Annotated in this window: 21 protein-coding genes; 11 read left to right on the forward strand and 10 right to left on the reverse strand. The window is 57.7% G+C overall.

Annotated elements, in window-relative coordinates; translation table 11 throughout:
- Window positions 1-26: 26 nt before the first annotated feature.
- From LY631_RS04710 to pcsA, 5 genes are all read right to left on the reverse strand, one after another.
- Window positions 27-941, reverse strand: coding sequence for an ABC transporter permease (locus tag LY631_RS04710; RefSeq protein WP_274423980.1), 915 nt, complete (start codon window positions 939-941; stop codon window positions 27-29).
- Window positions 934-2,037 carry an ABC transporter permease gene (locus tag LY631_RS04715; RefSeq protein WP_274423981.1) on the reverse strand — a complete coding sequence of 368 codons (1,104 nt, stop codon included), beginning with the start codon at window positions 2,035-2,037 and terminating at the stop codon, window positions 934-936. The genes LY631_RS04710 and LY631_RS04715 overlap by 8 nt, the downstream gene beginning before the upstream one ends.
- Window positions 2,037-3,617 (reverse strand): ABC transporter ATP-binding protein, encoded by a 1,581-nt coding sequence (locus LY631_RS04720; RefSeq protein WP_445082849.1) that lies wholly within the window; start codon window positions 3,615-3,617, stop codon window positions 2,037-2,039. The genes LY631_RS04715 and LY631_RS04720 overlap by 1 nt, the downstream gene beginning before the upstream one ends.
- A 90-nt stretch (window positions 3,618-3,707) precedes the next feature.
- Window positions 3,708-4,679, reverse strand: a complete 972-nt coding sequence (locus LY631_RS04725; protein ID WP_274423983.1) for a quinone oxidoreductase family protein — start codon at window positions 4,677-4,679, stop codon at window positions 3,708-3,710.
- A gap of 3 nt (window positions 4,680-4,682) precedes the next feature.
- Window positions 4,683-5,405 carry a phosphatidylcholine synthase gene (gene pcsA, locus LY631_RS04730; RefSeq protein WP_274423984.1) on the reverse strand — a complete coding sequence of 241 codons (723 nt, stop codon included), beginning with the start codon at window positions 5,403-5,405 and terminating at the stop codon, window positions 4,683-4,685.
- A 251-nt stretch (window positions 5,406-5,656) separates the two neighbouring features.
- Between pcsA and LY631_RS04735 the strand changes: the two genes are divergently transcribed.
- Both LY631_RS04735 and hspQ read left to right on the forward strand, forming a co-directional pair.
- Window positions 5,657-6,880, forward strand: coding sequence for a UbiH/UbiF family hydroxylase (locus LY631_RS04735; protein WP_274423985.1), 1,224 nt, complete (start codon window positions 5,657-5,659; stop codon window positions 6,878-6,880).
- 74 nt (window positions 6,881-6,954) lie between these two features.
- Window positions 6,955-7,287: a heat shock protein HspQ gene (gene hspQ, locus LY631_RS04740; RefSeq protein WP_274423986.1), complete on the forward strand. Its 333-nt coding sequence runs from the start codon at window positions 6,955-6,957 to the stop codon at window positions 7,285-7,287.
- Window positions 7,288-7,374: 87 nt separating this feature from the next.
- Here hspQ and LY631_RS04745 read toward each other — a convergent pair whose 3' ends face one another.
- Window positions 7,375-8,004: an invasion associated locus B family protein gene (locus tag LY631_RS04745; protein ID WP_445082837.1), complete on the reverse strand. Its 630-nt coding sequence runs from the start codon at window positions 8,002-8,004 to the stop codon at window positions 7,375-7,377.
- Window positions 8,005-8,277: 273 nt separating this feature from the next.
- Here LY631_RS04745 and LY631_RS04750 point away from each other — a divergent pair, with 273 nt between their 5' ends.
- The gene (locus LY631_RS04750; RefSeq protein ID WP_274424444.1) at window positions 8,278-10,083 is read left to right on the forward strand and encodes an extracellular solute-binding protein; all 1,806 of its coding nucleotides are present in this window, start codon (window positions 8,278-8,280) and stop codon (window positions 10,081-10,083) included.
- Window positions 10,080-10,766: a DsbA family oxidoreductase gene (locus LY631_RS04755; RefSeq protein WP_445082838.1), complete on the forward strand. Its 687-nt coding sequence runs from the start codon at window positions 10,080-10,082 to the stop codon at window positions 10,764-10,766. Before LY631_RS04750 ends, LY631_RS04755 begins: the two co-directional genes overlap by 4 nt.
- 21 nt (window positions 10,767-10,787) lie before the next feature.
- On the opposite strand, the gene prfB is transcribed toward LY631_RS04755, so the two are convergent.
- From prfB to LY631_RS04770, 3 genes are all read right to left on the reverse strand, one after another.
- A protein-coding gene (gene prfB / locus LY631_RS04760) for a peptide chain release factor 2 (protein ID WP_274423989.1) occupies window positions 10,788-11,916 on the reverse strand; the annotation gives its coding sequence in 2 pieces (ribosomal slippage) (window positions 10,788-11,849 and window positions 11,851-11,916; 1,128 coding nt in all).
- 131 nt (window positions 11,917-12,047) lie between these two features.
- The gene (locus LY631_RS04765; protein ID WP_274423990.1) at window positions 12,048-14,504 is read right to left on the reverse strand and encodes a penicillin-binding protein 1A; all 2,457 of its coding nucleotides are present in this window, start codon (window positions 14,502-14,504) and stop codon (window positions 12,048-12,050) included.
- A 211-nt stretch (window positions 14,505-14,715) separates the two neighbouring features.
- Entirely contained in the window at window positions 14,716-15,975 is a 1,260-nt protein-coding gene (locus tag LY631_RS04770; protein ID WP_445082839.1) for an N-acetylmuramoyl-L-alanine amidase, read from the reverse strand.
- Between the two features lie 559 nt (window positions 15,976-16,534).
- Here LY631_RS04770 and LY631_RS04775 point away from each other — a divergent pair.
- From LY631_RS04775 to aat, 7 genes are all read left to right on the forward strand, one after another.
- Complete coding sequence (locus LY631_RS04775; protein WP_274423992.1) at window positions 16,535-19,183, forward strand: ribonuclease E/G; 2,649 nt, start codon at window positions 16,535-16,537, stop codon at window positions 19,181-19,183.
- A gap of 185 nt (window positions 19,184-19,368) precedes the next feature.
- Window positions 19,369-20,685 carry a M48 family metalloprotease gene (locus tag LY631_RS04780; protein WP_274423993.1) on the forward strand — a complete coding sequence of 439 codons (1,317 nt, stop codon included), beginning with the start codon at window positions 19,369-19,371 and terminating at the stop codon, window positions 20,683-20,685.
- A gap of 72 nt (window positions 20,686-20,757) precedes the next feature.
- Window positions 20,758-21,540 carry a DsbA family protein gene (locus tag LY631_RS04785; protein ID WP_274423994.1) on the forward strand — a complete coding sequence of 261 codons (783 nt, stop codon included), beginning with the start codon at window positions 20,758-20,760 and terminating at the stop codon, window positions 21,538-21,540.
- A gap of 136 nt (window positions 21,541-21,676) precedes the next feature.
- On the forward strand, window positions 21,677-22,114 hold the full coding sequence (aroQ, locus tag LY631_RS04790; RefSeq protein ID WP_274423995.1) for a type II 3-dehydroquinate dehydratase: 438 nt from the start codon (window positions 21,677-21,679) through the stop codon (window positions 22,112-22,114).
- Between the two features lie 52 nt (window positions 22,115-22,166).
- Window positions 22,167-22,640: an acetyl-CoA carboxylase biotin carboxyl carrier protein gene (gene accB, locus LY631_RS04795; protein WP_274423996.1), complete on the forward strand. Its 474-nt coding sequence runs from the start codon at window positions 22,167-22,169 to the stop codon at window positions 22,638-22,640.
- Window positions 22,641-22,657: 17 nt separating this feature from the next.
- A complete protein-coding gene (accC, locus tag LY631_RS04800) occupies window positions 22,658-24,001 on the forward strand; it encodes an acetyl-CoA carboxylase biotin carboxylase subunit (protein WP_274423997.1) in 1,344 nt (447 codons plus the stop codon).
- Between the two features lie 15 nt (window positions 24,002-24,016).
- A complete protein-coding gene (aat, locus tag LY631_RS04805; RefSeq protein ID WP_274423998.1) occupies window positions 24,017-24,628 on the forward strand; it encodes a leucyl/phenylalanyl-tRNA--protein transferase in 612 nt (203 codons plus the stop codon).
- 11 nt (window positions 24,629-24,639) lie between these two features.
- Here the strand turns inward: aat and LY631_RS04810 are convergent, their stop codons facing one another.
- Complete coding sequence (locus LY631_RS04810) at window positions 24,640-25,017, reverse strand: DUF2155 domain-containing protein (protein WP_274424445.1); 378 nt, start codon at window positions 25,015-25,017, stop codon at window positions 24,640-24,642.
- Window positions 25,018-25,100: the final 83 nt, after the last annotated feature.

Consider the following 25,100-nt stretch of genomic DNA (forward strand, 5'->3'; position numbering starts at 1 on the left):
TTCCTTTGGCACTTTTTCTCTAGCTTCTACCGGTCCGGCACGAAGGGTCGGCCCAGGGATGCCGGTGTGTTCATCATCGTCAGCCGGCGGTTTTGCGAGATTACAACAAGTACGACGATCGTCGCCACATAGGGAAGCGAAGATAGCATCTGGGAAGGTATGGCCACTCCTATCGCCTGCGCATGCAGTTGGCCAATCGTTACACCGCCGAACAGATAAGCTCCCGCGATAACCCGCCATGGGCGCCATGATGCGAAAACAACCAGCGCAAGCGCGATCCATCCACGGCCGGCGGTCATGTTCTCCACCCATTGCGGCGTATAAACCAGCGAAAGATACGCCCCCGCCAGCCCGGCACACGCTCCACCGAACATAACTGCCAGGTAACGGATACCGATAACGCTGATCCCTTGCGCGTGCGCAGAGGCAGGGTTATCGCCTACTGCCCGCAACATCAGTCCGGCGCGCGTGCCGAACAGGAAATAGGCGACGCCTGCTGTCAGTAAGAGCGAGAGATAAAACAACGGGTCCTGGCCGAACACCAGCCGCCCGACCACCGGAAGATCCGAGAGTACCGGGATATCGACAACACCAAGTCTCATGCCCGGTTGCCCGACGAAGCTTTCACCTATCATGCCCGAGACGCCGAGGCCGAAAAGGGTAAGCGCGAGCCCGGTCGCAACCTGATTAGTCACCAATGTCAATGTGAGAAAACCGAATAAGAGCGCGAAAGCAGCACCAACCACTATGGCAGCGACGACGCCAAGCCACGCAGAGCCGCTTAGAAGCGAGACACTGAAGCCGGTCACCGCTCCCATGATCATCATGCCTTCGACGCCCAGGTTAAGAACGCCTGATCGCTCGGCAACCAGTTCCCCTATCGCTGCGATCAGCAGCGGCGTTGCGGCGGTTGCAATCGTGAGAAGAACGGATTCAAGCATGGCCCGCCGGCGCCTCCGTGCTGCGCGCCGCAACCGTTCTGGTGAGGCGGATTCGATAGTGAATGAGGCAGTCGCAGGCGAGGACAAAGAACAGCAACATCCCTTGGAACGCTCGAGCCGTCTTGTCCGTCACGCCGATCGAAATTTGCGCCGCCTCGCCTCCGAGATAGGAAAGAGCCAACACGAAGCCCGCCGCTATGATCCCCAGCGGGTTCAGCCTCCCGAGAAACGCAACGATGATGGCTGTGAAGCCGTAACCGGGTGAGATTGCCGGGCGAAGTTGCCCGATCGCACCGGACACTTCGCTGATCCCCGCAAGGCCCGCCAGCGCACCGGAAACAAGGAAGGCGAAGATCACCATACGTGCGCGGGAGAATCCGCCAAAACGCCCTGCCCGCGGACTTTGGCCCACCACCTTCACCTCGATGCCCTTCAGGGTGCGCGAAAGCACGAACCAGAGCACCAGCGCAGCCGCAATCGCGAAAATGATGCCCCAGTGTGCACGACCGGCATCCGGCCAGATTTCCGGCAGGACCGCAAAGTCATGGAAATTGCGCGTTTCGGGAAAATTATACCCTTCGGGATTACGCCACGGGCCGCGCACGAGCCAATCCAGAAACAGCTCTGCCACGTAAACGAGCATCAAGCTGACGAGGATTTCGTTGGTGTTGAAGCGCGCTTTGAGGAAAGCCGGGATCGCGGCATAGGCCGCACCGCCGAGTACCCCCATCAGCAGCATGAGAGGAAGCACAATCCAAGTTTGGAAACCCGGAAACATCACCGGCAGGATGGAACCGGCAATCGCACCGACAATGAACTGCCCTTCCGCCCCGATATTCCAGTTATTCGACAGATAACAGACCGAAAGCCCCACACCGATCAGGATCAACGGCGCGGCCTTGACCATCAGCTCATGGAGCGACCACGTTTCAAGCAATGGATCGATGAAGAAGAAATAGAGTGCCTCCAGCGGGTTCTTGCCCAAAAACAGAAACATTACCGCGCCGGCAAAGAGAGTGAGAAGCAGGGCGAGAAACGGCGAAAGCGCGCTGAAAAGCGGAGAGCTTTGCGGACGTTTGACAAGCTCAATGCGCATCACACAACCTCCACCGGGGGGCGCGGATTTTGGCCCGGCTCCGAGCCGCCCATGAGAAGCCCGATCTCCTCATAGGTCGCCTCCCCGACGGGAATGGGCGCGGAAATCCGTCCACCATGCATCACCGCAATGGAGTCACAGATTTCGAACAACTCATCGAGGTCCTGGCTGATAACCAGTACCGCCGATCCGTTCTTCGCAAGATCAACTAACGCCTGGCGGATGCGCACGGCCGCGCCCGCATCCACCCCCCAGGTCGGCTGGTTGACCACCATCACCTGTGGAGCGCGATCAAGCTCACGGCCAATGACGAATTTCTGCAAATTCCCGCCCGACAAAGCCGTTGCTTCCGGATCGGGCGTGCTTTTACGAACATCCATCGTACTGACGACACGCTTTGTCGCCTCACCTACCGCGCGGCCCCGAACCACGCCCAATCGAGCGAGAAACGCCAAGGCGTCGGTACGGTAACGTGATAGAAGCAAGTTCTGTGAGAGGGTCATTTGCGGAGCGGCAGCGTGGCCGAGCCGCTCCTCCGGCACGAATGCAGCGCTCATGAGCCTGCGTCCGGAAATATCCTTCCGGCCGGCGTCTTTTCCGCAAATCTGGATGATATTAGCCCGTTCTTGTAGAACTTCACCAGATACCGCCTCAAAAAACTCGCCCTGACCGTTGCCCGCCACACCGGCAATGCCGAGAATTTCGCCGGCATGGACCTCAAGATTGATGTCGGAGAGCGGAACAGCGAAGGGGTGGCTAGCCTCACGACTGAGCCCGCGAACAGCGAGGAGCGCCTCGCGTGCAGCTGCAGGCTTCTCGCGGTCCACATGAGGAACCTCGTCGCCGACCATCATGCGCGCAAGCGACGAGGTCGTCTCCTTCCGGGGATCGCAATGTGCAACTACCCTTCCCTGTCGCAAAACAGTAGCGCCGTCACAAAGCTGCTTTACCTCCTCGAGACGGTGGGAGATATACAGGATCGAGCGCCCCTCACTCCGTAATTTCTCCAGCGTCTCGAAAAGCTTGTCCGCCTCCTGAGGCGTCAGAACGGAGGTTGGCTCGTCGAGGATTATCAGTTCGGGATCTTGCAGAAGACACCGGGTGATCTCAATCCGCTGGCGTTCACCCACAGAAAGATCGCCCACGTGAGCATGCGGATCGAGCGGCAATCCGTAGGTATGTGAGAGCTCCTCTGCACGCGCAGCGATAGTCGCGAGGGGCGCTGGGTCGTTAAGCGCCAGCATGATGTTCTCGGCCGCAGTCAACGCGTCGAATAGCGAAAAATGCTGAAAAACCATACCTATGCCAAGACCGCGAGCCTCCCCGGGGCTGGATATCGCAACTGGTTGATCCTTCCAATAGATCGTGCCGCCGGTTGGCTCCAGCGCGCCGAAAAGCATTTTCACGAAGGTGGACTTTCCGGCCCCGTTTTCGCCGAGCAGGGCGTGGATTTCGCCCTTCCCAATTGTCAGATCAACGGAGTCGCAGGCCTTCAACGCGCCAAAGACTTTTGTCAGTCCACGCACGTCCAGTAACGCTTTGGCCCTATTTCCCAGTGTTGCGTCCACAACACCTCCCATTCTGCGGCCCGATATCGTTCTCATGTCCATCGTAGGTGTGCGAGGCCGCGATGCAACAGCGCTGATCTGCTTGAAAGTGCTTCAAGTCATTCAAGGAATTAGAACGGTGGTTCCCGTTGTCCGCCGGCCCTCGAGATCCTCGTGCGCCTTTGCGACATCTGCCAGTGGATAGCTCTGATTGACCATAATCTTGACCGCCCCCGACTCAACCACCGAGAACAATTCTTCGGCAGCTGTATCAAGTTCCCTTCTCTCGGCAATATAGGAGAAAAGCGTTGGCCGGGTCGCGAATAGCGAACCCTTTTGCGCCAGAAGGCCGATGTTGAACGGTGGTACGGAGCCGGAGGACTGCCCAAAGCTGGCAAACGTGCCAAGTGGGCGCAAACAGTCCAGAGAAGCAGGGAAAGTGTCCTTACCGACCGAGTCATAGACCACGTCGCACATACGACCGCCCGTAATCTCACGCACTTCGGACACGAAATCCTGCTTCCTATAGTCGATCACATGATCGAAACCATGAGCCTTGGCGAGCTCTACCTTTTCTGGAGATCCGGCCGTGCCGATCACTTTGGCACCGAGGTGCTTCGCCCATTGGCCGAGGATTAGGCCTACACCACCCGCGGCTGCATGGTAGAGGATCACATCACCGGGTTTTACGGGATAGGTCCGTCGCAGAAGGTACCAGGCCGTCATGCCTTTCAGCATCATCCCGGCAGCTTGCTCGTAAGGGATGCCCTCTGGAATGCGCACCAGACGGTCAGCAGGTGCCAGCCGCTGTTCGGCATATGCGCCGGAATTGATACAATAGGCCACCCGGTCACCCGGTTTGAAATCACGCACGCCCTCACCGACGTCGAGGACGACGCCCGCGCCCTCTCCTCCAGGGATAAAGGGGGTCTTGGCTGAATAAAGACCTGTGCGGAAATAGATGTCGATGAAGTTGAGCCCGATGGCCTTCTGCTCAACGAGAACCTCACCGGCGCCGGGCTTGCCGGGATCGTAATCTTCCAGACGCAGAACCTCAGGGCCACCTGTTTCGTGGACGCGGATCGCTTTGACCATAACCTAGCTAACCTTTTTCCCAAGCTGTGGCATGGCCTGCATTACCATGCCAATTCCGTATAGATACAAGGCCGTAAGGCCAATGCCCAATCTGATGGATGAATCCGCCTGCAAATCCTGAAGCAGAGCGACAACTGCTAACGCGCACCAGGTCAGAAAAATACCGAGGTTAAGCACTCGCAGCCTTGCGACGCGAACCGGATGCAGGAAATGAAGTGGAGCGAACGTGAGCACTGCGGAAATCACGACTATCGCGAACGAGAAATATTCTCCCGGCTGAATCACAAAGAGAGTGAAGACGAGCATGTTCCAGGTCACGGGAAAGCCCTTGAAGAAATTCTCAGATGTCTTGATGCCCGTATCGGCATAATAGACCGCGCTAGAGACGACGATGATTGCTGCTGCGAGAAATGAGAGCCCTGCGCCCATAAACCCACTTTGATAAAGCGCAAAGGCTGGAATAAGCACATAGGTGAGATAGTCGATTATGTTGTCCAGCGTATCCCCAGACCAGGTAGGCAGGACATTCTTGACTTCGAGTTTGCGCGCGATGGGGCCATCGATCCCATCTACGAGAAGCGCGAGCCCCAGCCACCAGAACATCGCAGTCCACTGCTGATCGCTCGCGGCCAGCAGTGAAAGGAACGCCAAGAACGACCCGGACGCCGTGAGGAGATGGACCGAAAACGCCTTCGCCTGAGGCGCTGTGACCTTTTTTCTTGCCATTAGCCGGATCGTTCTGCCGATGTCGAACAAACTTGCCGGTCGGGCAAGCGCGCGGCATTGAATCGCGGCACAGCCCGTCCTTCGATCTCATTAGCACGGCGAACGCCGAAACCGGCAGTCCCTAGCTTCAGGAATATGGAAAATTCGCTACTTTTTCAGATTCCCGCCAGAGCTTCCGGCTTTCCTCCGTCGTTGATCGTCAGCGACAGCCTACTTATAGGTGAGCAGAGCAGAGAAAGGTTGGTGATCAGGTGAGCGACAATCGACGTCCTATATTGGTAGCAGGCACGGGACCTGCCGGCTTGGCGGCCGCCCTTGCTCTATCCGCCGCAGGGCATCACGTAGTGCTCGCCGGACCACGGCCCGGCAGCAATGATCAGCGCACAACCGCACTGATGCGCCCGGCGATCGCTTTTCTTGAATCATTGGGCTTGGCGGATGTCTTGCGCGACCATGCGGCACCGTTGGCAAGCATGCGCATCGTGGATGTAACAGAGCGGCTCGTACGCAGCCCGACAGTCACATTCCACGCCGCCGAGATCGACGAAGAACACTTCGGACTGAACGTCCCCAACGCTCCCTTAACTGCAGCGATGGCCGAAATCGTGAACGCCAGGGGGAAGATCACCTGGCATGAAAGCCTGGTGGACTCATGGCGGCTTAGTCATGAAATGGCCAAAGCAAAGCTTTCCGACGGCTCCGTCATTAAAGCAGCGCTGGCCGTAGCGGCCGATGGGCGTAACTCCCTAGCGCGCGAAGCCGCCGGAATTTCGGTGCGAAGGCGATCGCTACCGCAAAAAGCGCTCGTGCTGAACTTTGGCCACGCCCGGCATCACGGTTTTACATCAACTGAGTTCCATACGGTAAACGGTCCCTGCACGCAGGTTCCCCTTCCCGGCGGGTTTCATTCCAGCCTCGTCTGGGTAACGCGTCCAGATGAAGCAGATGAACTCGCAGCGCTGGATCCGAAAATGCTCTCCGAGCGGCTGGAAACGAAATTACACTCTTTCCTCGGACGCGTAACGATCGAATCCGCACGGCAGGTATACCCCCTGTCCGTCCTGTCTGCGCAGCGCTTTGCCGCGCAACGCGTGGTGCTGGTTGGAGAAGCCGCCCATGTCTTCCCGCCGATAACTGCACAGGGTCTCAATTTGGGCATTCGGGATGTAAAGGATCTTTCCGATATTGTTCGCGAGCATGCGGACGATCCTGGCAGTATTGCCGCCCTCACCCGCTATGACGCCGTACGACGGCCGGATATCGTGGCGCGCAGCAGTGCGGTCAATCTGCTCAATACGTCCTTGCTTTCCTCTTTGCTCCCGGCTCAGCTAGCCAGAAGCGCGGGACTCGGTATGCTCGACCGGGTTCCTGCCTTTCGCGGCTTCTTTATGCGCGAGGGTATGCGTCCCGGTAGCGGATTCGAGGCACTTCTGCCAAGCATTAGGCTCGGTCACGAAAATCAAAAACGCCGCTAGCAGCCGCTTGCGGGCGCCCACCGGGATTGAATCATCGCCTCACTTGCGCCACATAGCAGGCAAAGGCGAAAACAATGCAAAAGACCAAGACAGCAAAATATTCTATCGGCCAGGTCGTAAGGCACCGGTTGTTCCCGTTCCGGGGCGTCATTTTTGACGTCGATCCGGAGTTCAACAACACCGACGAATGGTATGAAGCCATTCCTCCCGAGGTACGCCCGGCAAAGGACCAGCCCTTTTACCACCTTCTCGCCGAGAATGACGAGACCGAATACGTGGCCTATGTCTCGGAGCAGAATCTTTTAGAGGACGATTCCGGCGAGCCGATCCGTCACCCTCAGATCTCCGAGTTGTTCGTCCAGACGTCCGACGGTCGATACGAACCGCGAACACGCTTTCATCATTGACCAAATGGCAAATGACGCCATCACATAAAGTGACAGCGGCCCATGGCCGCTGTCCAACTGCTTACAGTCTGACGGCTTGATACCGGCTTACTGCCCGCTTTTCGCGCGCTCCTGCGCGTCTTTCAATCTGTTTGCCAGCTCTTCGTTATTCTTGCTAACGAACTCATCGAGCTTCTGTTGACGTTCATCCAGATCGCTCTGATCGAGCGGTTCACCATCATAAGCGTTGGTGAAGCCCTGCAACGTGATTTCCAGCGGATTCTGCTGATTCTGGAAGTTGACCGAAGTAAGCCTCAGAGCGGAACCGCGCTTGAATGCACTTATGATATTATCGTTGAGCTGTGTCTCGGCCACACAGCGATCCGGCAGACAGATGGCATAGTCCACTTTCTGCGTAGCGTTTTCGTCCACCTGCAGACCGACGCCAGGCGGGATCAATCGGCCGGTCGGGACCGCGATCTGCAACACGCGTCGATTGACCTTACCTTCAACTTCGATGAGGTTTATGCTCGTCAGGAGTTGGCCGGAATCCGCTCGCAGGATGTACTGGACGTTACAAACGTCCACGTCTTCTTGCTTCGTACACGCCTTGAACCAGCCATCCGGCGGTCCCTCCTGCTGCGCATGGGCGGATACGCCGAAAGCGGCCGTTCCCACAAACAATGCGCCGAGAAAGGCGGCCGGCATGCGTGAAATTCTCCCTCTCAGGCTTTTCATTGTCTCCCGTTCCTTCAATGCTAAATGACCCAACGAAAATCGCTGCGTCCCATGAATTCTCCCTGTTGGCCGAATGCGGCGACACCAAGGCCTTCTTCCTGTTACAATGCATGGACCGATGAATCCAGTGGTCTGGTTGCGGCTCCGTCCCAAGTTCCTAACCGGCCTCTGGACAAGAAAGCGTCGAGCACGCAAGGATGCCCGAAGTTAAAAGCATCGAAATCGAGGTCGCTAATGCCGTCTCTTCTGTTCCGAAGTGCTTTCTCCATGTTTATGATGATTGGAGCCACAGCGGCATATGCGCAGGACAAGCCGGTCCACGGCATTGCAATGAACGGCGAACCGGCTTTGCCGCCGGACTTTACGCATTTTCCATATGCCAATCCGGACGCGCCGAAAGGTGGGGAAATCACCTATTGCGTTGTCGGAAACTTCGATAATCTAAACCCGTTCATCCTGAAGAGCATGCGTACGACGGCACGCGGTGTGGTGGACTCTATTTTCGGTAATCTGGTTTTCGAGCCACTGATGCGGCGCAGCGACGCAGAGCCCTTTTCCCTTTATGGCCTCCTGGCGGAAGAGGTCGAGATGGATGAGGAACGCAACTATGCGGAATTCCACCTCAATCCGAATGCAAAGTGGTCCGACGGTAAGCCGGTGACGCCTGAAGACGTCATCTTCACCTTTGAAACTTTCGCTGAAAAAGGGCGGCCACCCTACAGCAATCGTATGGACCGCATCGAAAGCCTGGAGAAAACAGGCGAACGCAGTGTCCGTTTCACCTTCAATGATGAATCTGACCGCGAATTTCCGTTGGTCGTGGCGATGACGCCGATTATCCCCTCCCACGCTTTTGATCGGGAGAGCTTCGACCAATCCACGCTGGAACCGGTGGTCGGCAGCGGCTCCTACATAATTACAGATGTTGAGCCCGGACAGCGCATCGTTTTTGAGCGCGACACCGACTATTGGGGCGAAGATGTGCCCAGTATGCGCGGCTTCAACAATTATGATCGCATTACCATTGAGTATTTCCTTAATGAGAACGCCCAGTTTGAGGCGTTCAAGAAAGGCATCTGCTCGGCCTATGCGGGCGCAATCTATACCGGACTTGACCCAGATCAGGTGTCCCGCGATTTCAATTTTCCCGCAGTCGAAAACGGGGACGTCGTCGTCGAGGCATTCGATGCGGAGATCCCGCCGGCCGCCAGAGGCTTCTTCTTCAATACCCGACGAGACAAATTCTCCGACCCACGCGTCCGCCGCGCGCTTTCGATGCTCTACGATTTCGGCTGGGTCAACGAGAACATTTATGGCGGCGAATACGAGCGCACGCTGAGCTACTGGCAGGGTTCGGATCTGTCGGCACTCGGAAGGCCGGCCAATCAACGCGAAAAAGAGCTCTTAGCCCCCTATTCGGAGAAGGTTTTGCCGTCAGTTATGGACGGCAGTTACGGTGAGGACCTGAAAGGCAGACTTGACCGAGACCGGATGCGTGAAGCCGTCGATCTTTTGCAGGATGCCGGTTACTCGCTGGATGACGGAGTCCTAAAGGATGAGGCCGGAAATCCGCTCTCGTTTGAAATTCTGATCACCTCTACCGAACAGGAAAGAATTGCATCCGCTTTCCAACGCACACTCCAAAGGGTGGGGGTGAATGCCTCGATCCGAATGCTTGACGATGCTCAAGCTCAGCAGCGTAAGCAAACCTTCGATTTCGATATGTTAATTGGAGCCGTTGGTTTCTCCGGGTCATTGTCTCCGGGAACCGAGCAAATCGGACGCTGGAGCTCGCAATCGGCGAACGTCGAAGGTTCGTTCAACCTCGCCGGGGTTTCCGATCCCGCGGTGGATGCAATGATCGATGCCATGCTGAACGCACGCAACCGCGAGGACTACATTGCTGCCGTTCGCGCGCTTGATCGGCTGCTCATCTCCGGTGCTTATATCGTGCCGACCCAGCATAATACCGAACGGTGGATCGCATATTGGACCGTTCTGAACCATCCCGATACCTCACCACTCCACGGTTATGAGCTGGGAACATGGTGGTACGATCCCGAACAGGCGGAACGGTGAGCAGCAAAGCTCCTATTTCAGTTGATGTCGTCTCGGACGTGGTGTGTCCCTGGTGTTATGTGGGACAGCGAAACCTGCAACGCGCCCAGATGACACTGGACGACGTTGCAAAGTTCACCGTTCGCTGGCGGCCTTATCAGTTGGATCCATTTCTGCCTCCGAGTGGACGGGGCCGGAAGAGCTACATGCTCGACAAATTCGGTAACGCGGAGCGTATCGAAGAAATACACAATCGACTGCGTGAGATCGGTAGCGAAGCAGGGATCTCTTTCGATTTCGATGCGATAAGCGTCTCCCCTAATACGCTTGATGCACACCGGGTCATCCGCTGGGCGGCAACAGCTGGCGAAGAAGTGCAGAACAATCTTGTGAGCCAGCTTTTCCGGCTCTACTTCGAGAAAGGCGCCAATATCGGTGAGCACGAGGTTCTTACCGGCGCCGCGCAAGAAGCAGGAATGGACGTGGCTGCAGTGGAAGCGCTCCTGCCGACCCCGGCCGACCGGTCCGAAGTCGAAGCCGAAATTGCTACCGCACAGCGTATGGGTGTTACCGGAGTGCCCTGCTTTATGCTCGAAGGCCGATATGCGCTCATGGGCGTACAGCCGCCGCAAACCTTGGCCGATGCGATCACCGAGGTTTCCGAAACCAAGGCACGCGGCGAATTGGACGATGACAATACATAACGAGCGGCGCACCCGCGCCACTCAGTCGATATCGGCGACTTCCGCTTGCTCACCCGTCACGCGTTGTGCCAGCGACGCCTTGATAAGGCCGTCGAGATTTCCGTCGAGAACGTCCTGAGGATTCGTGCTCTCCGTTCCGGTGCGCAGATCCTTCACAAGTTGGTAGGGCTGCAGCACGTAGGAGCGGATCTGGTGCCCCCAACCGATTTCCGACTTTGTGGACTCGGTTGCTTGGGCCGCTTCCTCACGCTTTTTCAGTTCCTCTTCATAAAGCCGTGCGCGCAGCATGTCCCATGCCGTAGCCCGGTTTTTATGTTGCGAGCGCTCGTTTTGGCACTGCACGACGATGCCAGTCGGCAAATGGGTGATCCGCACCGCGGAATCCGTCGTATTGACGTGCTGGCCACCGGCGCCGGAAGCACGATAGGTGTCGATCCTCACATCGGACTCGGGGACATCGATCTCGATCGTATCGTCAATCACCGGATAGACCCAGATGCTGGCGAAGGATGTATGCCGGCGCGCATTACTGTCGAAAGGTGAAATGCGCACCAAGCGATGCACCCCCGACTCTGTTTTCAACCAGCCATAGGTATTGTGACCACGCACAAGAATTGTGGCCGATTTGATTCCGGCCTCCTCGCCGTCATGCACTTCGAGCACCTCAACCTTCATCTTGCGTCGCTCCGCCCAGCGCATGTACATGCGCAAAAGCATTGACGCCCAGTCTTGGCTCTCGGTGCCCCCAGCGCCAGCATGAACCTCCAGATAGGCATCGTTGGAATCGGCTTCGCCCGAAAGCAACGTCTCGATCTGGCGCTCGCCAATCTCTCCGCGTAGGGCGCGAATCGCCTCTTCCGCCTCGGCGACCACGTCCTGGTCGTCTTCGGCTTCACCGAGCTCGATCAGTTCGACGTTGTCCTCGAGCGATTGTGAAAGCCGTTTGATCGCACTGATATTGTCGTCCAGCGCCTGCCGTTCACGCATAAGTTTCTGGGCTTCCTGCGGATCGTTCCACAGTTCGCTGTCTTCAGCACGCGTGTTGAGATACTCAAGCCGCTTTACCGCCTCATCCCAGTCAAAGATACCTCCTCAGCAGGCCGATTGCCTGCTTGATTTCTTCGACCAGAACCGCCGTTTCCGTACGCATACGGCCTCACTTCCTTCAGTTTGTATGGTTGAATCGGGCGGAACTTATGGTGACAGAGAGCGCCTGTAAAGCCAAAGGCGCGCGAACGTACGAGGCCGCGCCGCGAGGCGCGGCCTCGAACCGGCGAAGGGTCAGAACAGGCCGCCAGCCCCGGTGGAGATAGCCCGATTCACCTGAGGCGAAATCTCTCTGGCGTTTTCGCTCACATTCAGCTCATCCATGCCGATCACCCAATAGCTGTCGGCCGGTCCGGTCCCGGGCTTGAAGCTCTCCATGATAACGCCAGGCTGGCCCGCTTCGGCGCGCATACCGGTTTTGCGATCGATCGCAACCTGCTGCATGCCCTCGGGTATACGGAAGTCCACGGGTCGCGTGCCTTCCAGCGCACCCGCCATGAACTCCTTAAACACCGGCGCGGCAAGACCGCCGCCCGTCGACCCTTTGCCCATTGGTCGCGGCCGGTCATAGCCCATGAAGACGCCGACAACGAGATCAGGCGTGTACCCTATGAACCATGCGTCCTTCTCGTCGTTTGTGGTGCCTGTTTTCCCGGCAATGGGACGGCCAAGTTCCGAAACGGACGCAGCGGTTCCGCGTTGGACCACGCCTTCCATCATGGAGGTGATCTGGTAGGCGGTCATGGGATCGAGCACCTGTTCGCGATCGTCCACGACTTCAGGCTCAGGCTGATTATTCCATCCGTCGGCCTCACATAACTGGCATGCCCGCGTGTCGTGTTTGAAAACGGTCTTGCCGTAGCGGTCTTGAATACGGTCAATCAGCGAAGGCTGAATCTGCTTGCCGCCATTAGCCATGATCGCATAAGCAGTCACCATTCGCATGACTGTGGTCTCGCCGGAACCAAGCGACATGGCGATGTGCGGCTGCATCTCATCGTACAGTCCGAACCGCTCGGCATATTCGGCAACCAGATTCATGCCCATATCGTTAGCCAGCCGAACCGTCATCAGGTTACGGGAGCGCTCGATACCCGCGCGCAACGTTGACGGTCCTGCAAAACTGCCGCCATAGTTCTTCGGCTCCCACACCTCATTCCCAATCCTTATGGAAACAGGTGCATCTAGCACCACCGAAGCTGGCGTATAGCCATTGTCGAGCGCGGCCGAGTACACGACCGGCTTGAACGCGGAGCCCGGTTGCCGTTGCGCCTGCGTGGCACGGTTGAATTCCGACTGGTCGTACGAAAAGCCTCCAACCATTGTCAGCACGCGGCCCGTATGCGGGTCCATCGCCACGAGCGCGCCCCCGATCTCCGGCACCTGCCGCAGCACAAATTCGGATCCCTGATCCTCCTTCTGCTCCACATATACGACATCACCCGGATTCAGAACTTCTGCGGGTGAATTCGCCCGGACAAGGCTTCCGTCCACGACATGACGCAACGCCCACTGCATGTCATCAACGTTGATGACACCGGTTTCACGATCGGGGGAGAGATCGCCAGAATCCTGACGCGACGGTTTCAGCCCGACCTCCACCTGGTCACTGGAAGCATCGAGTACGACGGCGAGTCGCCATTCGCGCAGATCATTCAGCCCGTCGACTTCGCCCAACGGGATCCCCCAATCCCCTGACATGTCGATCCTGTCGACCGGACCGCGGAAACCACGAAGCGTATCGTACCGTATTAACCCGTTGTGCAATGCCTTGCGCGCCTGAAGCTGAAGTTCCGGGTCCAGCGTCGTGCGTACATAGAGCCCAGCCTCATAAAGCGCGTCTTCGCCATACCGGCCGATGATCTCGCGACGCACCTCTTCGGTGAAATACTCGGAAGCGAAAAGATAGTTGCTGCCACGGCGAGGGTTCATGCCGAGATCGGATGCCTTGGCATTCTCTGCATCCTCAGAAGTGATGTATCCATTCGCAAGCATCTGGTCGAGCACCCAGTTGCGGCGCTCGATCGCCCGCTCTGTGTGGCGATACGGATGATAATTCGAGGGCCCCTTGGGGAGAGCTGCAAGGTAGGCGATCTCGTTCAGCGTCAACTCGTTCACCGATTTGTCGAAATAGGTGAGCGCAGCGCTTGCGATCCCATAGGCGCCCAGCCCGAAATAGATCTCGTTGAGATACAGCTCCAGGATTCTGTCTTTGGAGTACGCCTGCTCGATCCTGAAGGCGAGAATCATCTCGCGGAGCTTACGGTCAACAGTTTGCTCCGAACTTAGAAGAAAGTTCTTGGCAACCTGCTGTGTAATCGTTGAAGCGCCAACGAGCCTGCGTCCAGAGCCAAAGTTCTGCAAGTTGGTGATTACTGCGCGAAGAAGACCGGTAGCATCCACACCCGGGTGATTAAAAAAATCCTTATCCTCGGCTGAAAGAAAGGCCGCTTTGACCCGGTCCGGAACCGCCTGAATCGGCAGGTAGAGCCGCTTCTCGCGCGCGAACTCGCTCATCAGGCTTCCGTCAGACGCATGAATCCGGGTCGTTACAGGCGGCTCATAGCGTGCGAGCACTTCATAATCGGGCAGGTCGCTCGTAAGATTGCCGACATAAATGGCCACACCGGCCGCCGCCGCCAGAACCAGAACGGCTCCGACGCCGAAAAAATATCCGAGAAGACGTATCATGCCCGCTCCCGCTTGCCCAAACCGACCCGGCGGCTATGCCGTCGGGTTATGATAACATCATAACCGCCACAATAAGAAATCATCGTTACCTCAAGATTGTTCTGCCCCGCCCTTGTGAGGAAAATGGGGCGAGGTTCGGGCCGTGCGGCCACGAATGAGAAAAGGTTGACGGTGTTGCTTTCCTGCACCTGTCCCAAATCTCTAATAGGCTCTATCCCCCGGCGCGGGCGGTTACAAATGCGGCGATCGCTTCCGCAACATTATCAATAGCGCGCGCGCGCCACTTCGCATCCCGCAGTTGCTCTTCATCCTCAGGGTTGGAAAGATAACCCAGCTCAAGCAGCACCGACGGCACATCCGGGGCCCGCAAAACACGGAAACTGGCGGATCGCAAGGGTTGATTCACGAGGTGAATCGTATCATCCAGTTCACCGACCAAGGTACGCGCAAACCTCATTGAGAAGGCGTTGGTTTCGCGGCGCGTCAAATCCAAAAGGATATCGGCCACCTCCCCCGCGTCGTCCTCGACCACGAACCCGGCGAGCGAATCGGAAAGGTTCTCACGTTCCGCAGCTGCGGCAGCCCGCTGATCGGAAGCCCGCTCCGACAAGGTATAGACCGTTGCCCCACGAAAATTGCGCAGTCGAATCGAATCTGCGTGAATCGATATCAACAGGTCAGCCTCATGTTGGCGCGCTGTACGAACGCGCTCGTCCAGACGCAAGAAGACGTCGGATTCGCGTGTGAGGACGACGTTGTAATCCGCTGATTCTAGTTTTTCCCTAAGCTCCAGCGCGAAAACCAACGTGATCGTCTTCTCCAATGTCCCGTTGACTCCCCTGGCTCCGCTGTCGATACCGCCATGACCGGGATCGAGAATGATCGTGAATCGGTCTTCATCCAGAGCGAACGGGGAAACGGCATCTTCGGCTTTGGCAGCGGATTGTGGCGCATCCGCGATTCGCTCTCGCATGGCGGCTTCGAAGGCCATTTCAGAATCGGCCAGGATATCAACGATGAGCCGGTATCCTGGGTCGGACTCATTTTCCAAAACCTTGAGGTCATCGAGGGTAAACGGACCATCGACCGCCAGGATCATGCGGGAACGCTGCTCATCCATTCGACCATATCGAACCTTACTGATAAGTCCTCGGGGCTCGAGCTCGGCTTCGTCGATCGCGAATTCGGTTGTCGGAAGGTCGATCACGAGCCGATGCGGCGAACGCAAGAGAAACCAGTCGATATCCGGTTCGCGGTTGAAATGTAGAACAACGCGCGTGCGCACCGCATCGCCTGCCATCTTGTAGTTGCGCGCAAGAAGCGGCTCCTCTTCCGCGGCAGAAGGAACTCCGGGTTGCACCATGATGCCAAGCAGAAGGAATAAAGTCGTGGAGATCAGACGAAGAATTGGCGTATTGCATCGGCTGGAACGCTCGGCAGTCATCTTATTTGCTCGATTTGACGCGCGCATTTTAGTCCCGGTTGGCACTCATACTGCGATTTTGGCGGTATTTCCGGCACCCAGGAAAAGATAACCGGATTCGCCAACGAAGGAATCAGGGTTGCCATGCGTCGTGTCAAATCATAAAAGCGACTCGAACCATTGCGATGCCCGCCTCGGTTCGAAACGAGCCGTTCGAGGTGCGGGTTCAGAGGCGGATAGGATGGCACCGGCACCGAAGCGGGCAAAGCCAGTGGCTCGAAGGAATTTCTTCAAGGTGTTTGCGGCGACGCCGAGACCCTTAATGTGAGGAAAGCGGTCGGAGATCCGGCCGGCTCCGAGTGAGCAAGTGGCGGGTCCGGATTTCGGACCCTGGTTGAAACGGTGCTGCCAGGCGGTGCGATGACCCTATTCCCGACAGGACAATACTCCCGATCATTCCGCAGCAAGATTGCGCTGGACGGGCATCCTGTCGCAGGGCCGCAGCCAGCAGCCCCCCAATTATCCGGAGCGAGCAGTCGAAGTGATGCGGCATTCCCGAGGGGAATGGCTGCCCGGAAATGCGCTCGCTCTGGGGAGACAAGAATTTATGCCCAACAACAAAATGCTGATCGACGCCTCCCACCCGGAGGAGACGCGTGTAGTCGTTCTACGCGGTAACCGGATCGAAGAGTTTGATTTCGAATCACAGGACAAGAAGCAACTCAGAGGAAATATTTATCTGGCGCGTGTCACGCGCGTCGAGCCGTCGCTTCAGGCGGCATTCGTAGAGTACGGAGGCAACCGGCACGGCTTTCTCGCCTTCAGCGAGATCCATCCGGACTATTACCAGATCCCGGTAGCCGACCGGCAGGCCATTTTGCAGGCGGAGGCCGAGGAAGCCAAAGCGGAAGATGACGCCGAAGCCGCCGAGGCGCAGTCCACCACCCGCGACAAGAAGCGCCGGCGCGGTGTCCGTCGTGGCGAAAAGACCGGGCAGAGCAACTCTCCCGACACGGATTCGAACACCGCGGAGGCGGCTCAGGCCGAAGCCGTCGCGGGTGATACTGTCGCCCAGGACATATCCTCTCCATCAAATGGATCAGAAGTCTCCAATGGCGCAGAGGACGCTGGTGAGGTCGACACCGTCGGTGCTGAGGACGCCTTGGACGAGGCGCAAACCAGGCGTCGGCCTGTTCGCCGCAATTATAAAATCCAGGAGGTGATCAAGCGGCGCCAGATCCTACTGGTTCAGGTGGTCAAGGAAGAGCGAGGCAACAAAGGCGCCGCGCTCACGACCTATCTCTCGCTCGCCGGCCGCTATTCGGTTCTTATGCCAAATACCGCACGCGGCGGCGGTATTTCGCGCAAAATTACGAATCCTCAGGATCGCAAGCGGCTCAAGGAAGTCGTGAAAGATCTTAAGGTGCCGGACGGCATGGGTGTGATTCTGCGCACAGCCGGCGCCAATCGCACCAAGGCCGAAGTCAAGCGGGACTACGACTATCTCATGCGGCTTTGGGAGCGCGTCCGCAATCTGACGCTCCAGTCCATTGCGCCGACGCTGGTCTATGAGGAAGGCAGTCTCATCAAGCGCTCCGTGCGCGATCTCTATAATAAGGAGATCGACGAAGTCCTTGTCTCCGGCGAAGAGGGCTATCGTGAGGCGAAGGACTTCATGCGCATGCTGATGCCGAGCCATGCGAAGGTGGTTCAGCCCTACCGGGACACCGTCCCTATCTTCGCCCGCAACGGCATTGAGGCGCAGCTTGACCGAATGGTGCAGCCCCAAGTAACGCTGAAGTCCGGTGGCTATGTCATCATCAACCAGACGGAAGCGCTGGTTGCCATCGATGTGAACTCGGGCCGCTCCACCAAGGAGCACTCCATCGAGGATACGGCGCTCCAGACCAACCTGGAGGCGGCGGAAGAGGTTGCGCGTCAGCTTCGCCTGCGAGACCTGGCGGGCCTCATCGTCATCGATTTCATCGACATGGATGAGAACCGAAACAATCGCGCGGTGGAAAAGCGCCTTAAGGAGTGCCTAAAGAATGACCGCGCCCGTATTCAGGTCGGTCGTATCTCGCACTTCGGGCTCTTGGAAATGTCACGCCAGCGCATTCGCGCCAGCGTGCTTGAAAGCACGATGCAGCCCTGCCCCCATTGCGGAGGAACGGGCCATGTTCGCTCTGAATCCTCGGTGGCCTTGCTGGTTGTGCGCGCAATCGAAGAATACCTGCTGAAGGATGCGCGAAACGACATTGTGGTACGAACCCCGTCCTCAACCGCGCTCTACCTCCTAAATCACAAGCGCTCCAACCTGGTCGAGCTGGAAAAGCGGTTCGGAGTGACGATCACAATCGAGACGGATGAGGAGCTCGGCGGTCAGCACTACGCGATAATGAAAGGCGCTCTTGCTAGCGGCATTGCCGAGGTGGAAGTTGATTCGGTGCCCGACCAAAGCACTACGGAATTGGAAGAAGTCGACACGGCTTCCGACGCACCGAATGAAACCGAAGCGAGCGCCAGCGATGAAAACGGGGGCTCGCCCGGTCGCAAGAGGCGGCGGAAGCGCCGCCGTCGGGGCGGCCGCGATCGCAACGGCGCCGAGGCGACCAGCGCTGAACAAGAGCAACCGCCGGACAATGTAGAGGAAACAGAAGAACAGCCGGAGAAAGCGGAAGCCTCGGAAAGCGGCGAGCGCAAGAAACGCCATCGCGGGAAGCGAGGCGGAAAACGCCATCGCCGTGACGAAACCGCAGGCGAGGAACAGACTCAGGAGCAGACGCAACCTCAAGCTGCTGAAGAACCCGCGGAGACGGAGCCCTCCACCGAATCAAGCGAGCTGGAGCCCGTTGCGGCCGCTCCCGAGCAGTCCACGAATACCATGGCTCAATCTTCCGAGGAGGAAGAGCCGAAGAAGAAGACGCGCCGGCGTAGCCGCAGCACAAAATCTAAGGCTGCCAATGGCGAAGCTGTGACGGATGAAGCGTCATTCGTGGAGCCCGGCAGCGAAGGGGAAGAAGAGGTTACAACCTCCGCATCCCCGGCAAACGAATCGCCTGCACCCGAAGCATCGGAAGAGCCCAAGAAGAAGCGGCGTACTCGCCGCAGCAAGGCGACGGAAGAACCGGTGGGCGAAGAGGCATCGACCAAGCCTAAGCAGGAGCAGGAATCGGAGGCCTCCTCATCCGAGGGTGACGAAAACGAGGGAAAACCGCGCAGACGCGGCTGGTGGCAACGCAGAAGCTTTTTCTGATCGGCGCTATTTTCAAGCCGGCGCGTTCATCGCGCCGGCTTTTTTCAGATGTCATGAATGCGCCAAATAGGCTAGATAGTTTCTGCAGTGCCTTTTCATCGCCCGCTAGCTGCAATACCACTTTTCAGATGAACATGTCTGACCCCTCGATGACTCGAAGCGGCCGTCTCCTCGGAGCGGTCCTGATGTTTGCTTGCCTGTTCGTCTGGACCGTTCCCGCCCGTGCGCAGCAGAACGTGCCGGTCGTACGCGACGCCGAGATCGAGGCGCTCGTCACGGAGTATGCAAAGCCGATCCTCAGCGCCGCCGGGCTTGATCGATCCGGTATCGAAATCATTCTTGTCAACGATCATCAGTTCAACGCGTTCGTCGCGGGGCGGCGCATTTTTATCCATACCGGTGCGCTCTTGCAGACGGAAACGCCGAATGAGATCATCGGTGTCATCGCTCATGAAGCCGGTCATATCGCCGGCGGACACCAGCATCGCCTTCGCGATCAAATTGCACGCGCGCAGACGATGAGCATAATTGCTATGCTCCTTGGGGCCGGCGTCGGTGTGGTTGGGGCGGCGACCGACTCGAGTGGTCTGCCGGGTGTCAGCGCAGGGATCATGTCCGGCGGCGCGGAAGCGGCCCGCCGTAATCTCATGAGCTACCAGCGCACAGAAGAAACGACAGCCGACCACTCGGCCGTGGAATATTTGGAGCGCACTGGACAGTCCGGCCGCGGCATGTTGAAGACCTTCGAGCACTTGGCGCGGAACAGCGCACTGGCCGGCGTGAATGTGGACCCGTACCGCCGAAGCCACCCGATCCCGCACGAAAGAATTGCGGCCCTGAAGCCTCTGGTGCAGCAGAGTACACACTACAATCGGGAAGATCCTCCTGCCCTGAAACTGCGCCACCAGATGATGCGGGCGAAGATCGCGGCATATACGGCCGGTCCGAATGCGATACAACGGGTTTTTCGCGATGATCCGCGCGGTCTCCCCGCGCGTTACGCCGACGCCATTGATACCTTTTTGCGCGGCAGCCCACAACATGCGCTCGCGAAGGCCGATCGATTGATCGAAAGCCAACCGAACAACCCCTATTTCCATGAATTGCGTGGCGAGATACTCATCAAAGCGAACCAACCGCGTCAGGCCGCCGGCGCTTATGAACGGGCCTTGCAGCTCGCAGGTTCATCTGGCCTCCTACAGGTTGGCTACGGAAAGGCGCTGCTGGAGACCGGCGAGCCGAATCTTGTCCGGAAGGCTGCATCCCAGCTCGAAGCCGGGCTTTCAAAGGAGCCGGATTACATCAACGGGTATCAGTTCCTTGCCCGTGCCCACGGGCAGATCGGCGATATTGGTGCCGCCGAGTTGGCAACGGCCGAGGGCAACTTCCGGGCCGGGCGCTACCGCGAAGCGAGGCAGTTTGCGGCGCGTGCCCAAACAAAATTGCCGGAAGGATCACCCAATTGGATCCGAGCCCAGGACATTATCAATTACCGCGAGTGAGCGCGGCAGCCGATCAGTTACAAGATATATTATATCTGAGACATGACCCGTTCCCCCGCTAAGGATTATCCTATGAGAAATATCTCCACCGCGTTTCTAATAGCCGTGTTTGCCGTATCCGGCATCGCGCTGGTGGCCCTCTTCGGCCCTACCCAAATGCTTGCACAGGAGCGGGAAGGCGACGGCACCCAGTCAGGTCTGACCCCCGCGCAGGTGGAAACCATCGTCCGCGATTATCTGATGGACAACCCCGAAATACTGCTGGAAATGCAGTCCCGCCTGGAGGAAAAGCAGCAAGAAGAACGCATGGCCATGGCCCGCAGCGAGATCACCGCGGCATCCGACCAAATCTTCAACAGCGACGCTGACGGGGTGATTGGCAATCCGGACGGAGATGTAACGATCGTCGAGTTCTTCGACTACAATTGCGGGTACTGCCGCCGGGCGCTCGACGACATGGAAAGGCTGATTGAGAACGACGAGAACCTCCGCTTTGTGCTGAAAGAATTTCCGATTCTTGGCCCAGAGTCACAAGAGGCCCATTTGGTTTCGATGGCGGTCAGGAATATCGCGCCGGACCAATATGAAACCTTCCACCAACGCCTCCTCGGAAGCGATGGCCGAGCGGACGAAGAAGCAGCGATCGCGGTCGCCCGCGAGCTCGGTGTCGACGAGAGCGCTTTGCGAGATGAAATGCAGAATCCCGAGATCGCGAGGACGATCAACAACACTTACGAGCTTGCGAATCGCCTGCAGATTACCGGAACGCCCTCCTATATCGTTGGGGATGAGTTGGTTTTCGGAGCTGTTGGACGTGCGCAATTGGCTGAAAAGATCCAAGAAGCACGGCAATAGCGCTCCTTAGCGCCTGAAAATGCAATTTCAGCCGTATTTTGTTGCGGAATGCCGGGTAGAAGCCCATTTGCGCTCTTCCCGGCGCTGGCATGGCCGACTATAGAGGGCATCAGCGCTGAGAGTCGCCGGGGAAGGAATGGAGAAACCTGTTTATATTCTCAACGGGCCGAACCTCAATATGCTCGGAGGACGTGAGCCCGGCATCTACGGCGGCAAAACGCTTGTCGATATCGAGACGGACTGCAGGGAGAAGGCAACGGCCCTCAATGTTTCCGTTGAGTTCCGTCAGTCCAATCATGAAGGTGTTCTTGTTGACTGGGTGCAGGAGGCAGCGGAGCATGCCGCCGGGATCATCATTAACCCTGGTGCGTACGGTCACACGTCAATCGCCCTTCATGATGCGATCCGAGCCATCGCCCCCCTACCGGTTATCGAAGTACACCTTTCGAACATTCACGCCCGTGAACCCTTTCGACACCAAACCATGATAGCTCCGGTGGCAATCGGAATGATCTGTGGCCTAGGCCATCTGGGCTACTCGCTTGCGCTTGAGGCGCTGGCGGCAAGGCTTTAGGACGTTGCGGTCAGCGCTTAACAGATGTGTCAAGGCAGGACGAAGAAAGATTATGTCAATGAAAAAGCCCGGTGTTGACCAGCAACTTATCCGCGATCTAGCTGGCATTCTCGAGGAAACACGCCTGACCGAGATCGAAGTGGAAGATGGAGGTTTGCGCATTCGCGTTGCGCGCCAGTCACCCACGGTTCAGGCCTCCGTCCCGCAGCCTGCGCCCACACCGCCCCAGACTGAAAGCACATACACCGAAAAGCCCGCCACCGAGGCGGAGACGAGCGCTGCCGATCTCGAAAAGAAGGCAGTGCCCTCGCCGATGGTCGGAACGGCTTACCGGTCCTCCTCGCCCGGTGCAAAACCCTTCATCGAGGTCGGTCAGTCGGTCGAAAAGGGGCAGACCCTGCTGATTATCGAGGCGATGAAGACGATGAACCAGATTCCGTCACCCAACGCGGGTGTGGTCAAGGCCATCCTCTTCGAAGACGCGCAGCCCGTCGAATATGGCGAGCCGCTGGTCGTCATCGAATAATCCGAGCAAGCCACACCATGTTTCAAAAGATTCTTATTGCCAATCGCGGCGAGATCGCGCTGAGGGTTCTCCGGGCCGCAAAGGAACTCGGAATCCAGACGGTGGCGGTCCATTCGACCGCGGACGCCAACGCCATGCATGTGCGGTTGGCGGACGAGAGCGTCTGCATCGGTCCGCCATCCTCACGCGAAAGCTATCTGAACGTTCACCAGATCCTGTCGGCCTGTGAGATCACCGGCGCCGATGCAGTCCACCCAGGTTATGGGTTCTTGTCCGAGAATGCCAAGTTCGCTGAGATCCTGGCCGCACACAATTTGACCTTCATAGGCCCCTCCGCCGAGCATATCCGCATCATGGGTGACAAGATCGAGGCCAAGAGGACCGCAAAGCGGCTTGGCATCCCGGTTGTACCTGGCTCCGAAGGCGCAATTCACGATGACCGGGAGGCGCGGCAGATAGCTGCAGAAATCGGTTATCCTGTGCTCGTCAAAGCTTCCGCCGGTGGCGGCGGGCGCGGTATGAAGGTGGCCCGCTCCGAAGCCGATCTCTCCGAAGCACTGTCCACGGCGCGCTCGGAAGCCGGATCCGCTTTCGGAGATGATGCCGTTTATCTCGAAAAATATCTGGAAAAGCCTCGCCATATCGAGGTCCAGATAATGGGCGACGGTGCCGGTAATGCGATTCACCTAGGCGAGCGTGATTGCTCGCTACAACGCCGGCACCAAAAAATCTGGGAAGAAGCCACATCTCCCGCTCTCAACATCGAGCAACGAGAGAAGATAGGAAATATCGTCTCGAAGGCCGTCGCCGACCTGGGCTATTCCGGCGCTGGTACAGTCGAATTCCTCTACGAGAACGGCGAATTCTTCTTTATCGAGATGAATACGCGCCTGCAGGTCGAGCACCCGGTGACGGAGGCCATCACCGGCATCGACCTCGTGCACGAGCAGATCCGCGTGGCGTCTGGTGCTGGTTTATCCGTCCGTCAGGAAGACATCTGGTTCCTGGGGCATGCGATCGAGTGCCGCATCAACGCGGAAGACCCCTACACATTCGCACCTTCACCCGGCGTCATCACGCATTTCCACACGCCGGGCGGGCTGGGGGTGCGCGTGGATTCAGGCGTTTACACGGGCTATCGCATTCCGCCCTATTACGACAGTCTGATCGGAAAACTGATCGTGCATGGCAGAAACAGGGTCGAATGCATGATGCGCTTACGTCGTGCACTTGACGAATTCGTCGTAGACGGCATCAATTCCACGTTGCCTCTTTTCCGCGAGCTTGTCGGCAATGTGGACGTAGCAAATGGTGACTACGATATTCACTGGCTTGAGAACTATCTCGCTGAGAGTCGTTAGAATGCGAGGGGTGTCATGACACGCCCCATCGCCCCCGCATTTCACATCCCGCCCGACCTGCTGCTGCGCGCCTATGCTACAGGTGTGTTTCCAATGGCTGAGCATGCTGACAATCCGGAGGTCTTCTGGGTGCGTCCGGAAATGCGCGGCATTATTCCGCTGGACAAGTTTCACGTGCCGCGGAGCCTCAAGAAAGTCCTCCGGCATAAGCCGTATGAAATCCGGTATGACTCAGACTTCGATGCTGTAATCCGTGCTTGCGCAGAGACCGGCCCGGAGCGGCGGGAAACTTGGATCAACGAGCCGATCCGCGAAGCCTACAGCACGCTTTTTGAGCGCGGCTACTGTCACACGGTCGAGGCATGGCGCGATGACCGGCTCGTCGGCGGGCTCTATGGTGTTACGTTGGGGCGCGCATTCTTTGGTGAAAGTATGTTTTCGCGAGAGGCTAATGCTTCAAAGATTTGTCTCGTTCACTTAGTGAACCACATGCGAGAACGAGGTTTCTTGCTGCTCGATACGCAGTTCACCACGGCACATCTAAAGCAATTTGGTGCCATTGACGTGCCACGGCGGCGCTACGAGCAGCTTCTCGCGGAAGCACTGGAAGGAACCGTCAAGTTCTGACCGATGCTGAGCTAATTGATCTCCGGCGGCGGTACGTCTGATTCTTGCTTACAACTCGTGAGCCAAACGTCATAGACGGGGTGCTCAATCGCATTCAAGCCTGGGCTTTCAGCAAAAATCCAGCCAGTGAAAATCCGCTGTATCTTTCGATCAAGCGTAATCTCGTCGACCTCTACGAACGAGTCGGTTTTCGGCTCCTCCGTTTCCGGTGAGCTGTAACAGACACGCGGCGTAATCTGCAAAGCGCCGAACTGGACCGTCTCGTCGATATACGCATCGAAACTGATCGTGCGGCCGGTGATCTTGTCAATCCCGCTGAACTCGGCAACGCGATTCTCGATCCGTTCGGCAAACGCCGGTGAGCAAAAAGCCAGCACGCCGAGCGCCATGAGAGTGATGCGTGCTCCATCCGGCCAGTCGAGTTGCTTCATGCTTGCCGTTTCCCCCGTCGCTTTGCGCTCGATTCGCTTTG

The organism is Chelativorans sp. YIM 93263, assembly GCF_028767125.1.
Taxonomy (GTDB): Bacteria; Pseudomonadota; Alphaproteobacteria; order Rhizobiales; family Rhizobiaceae; genus Chelativorans.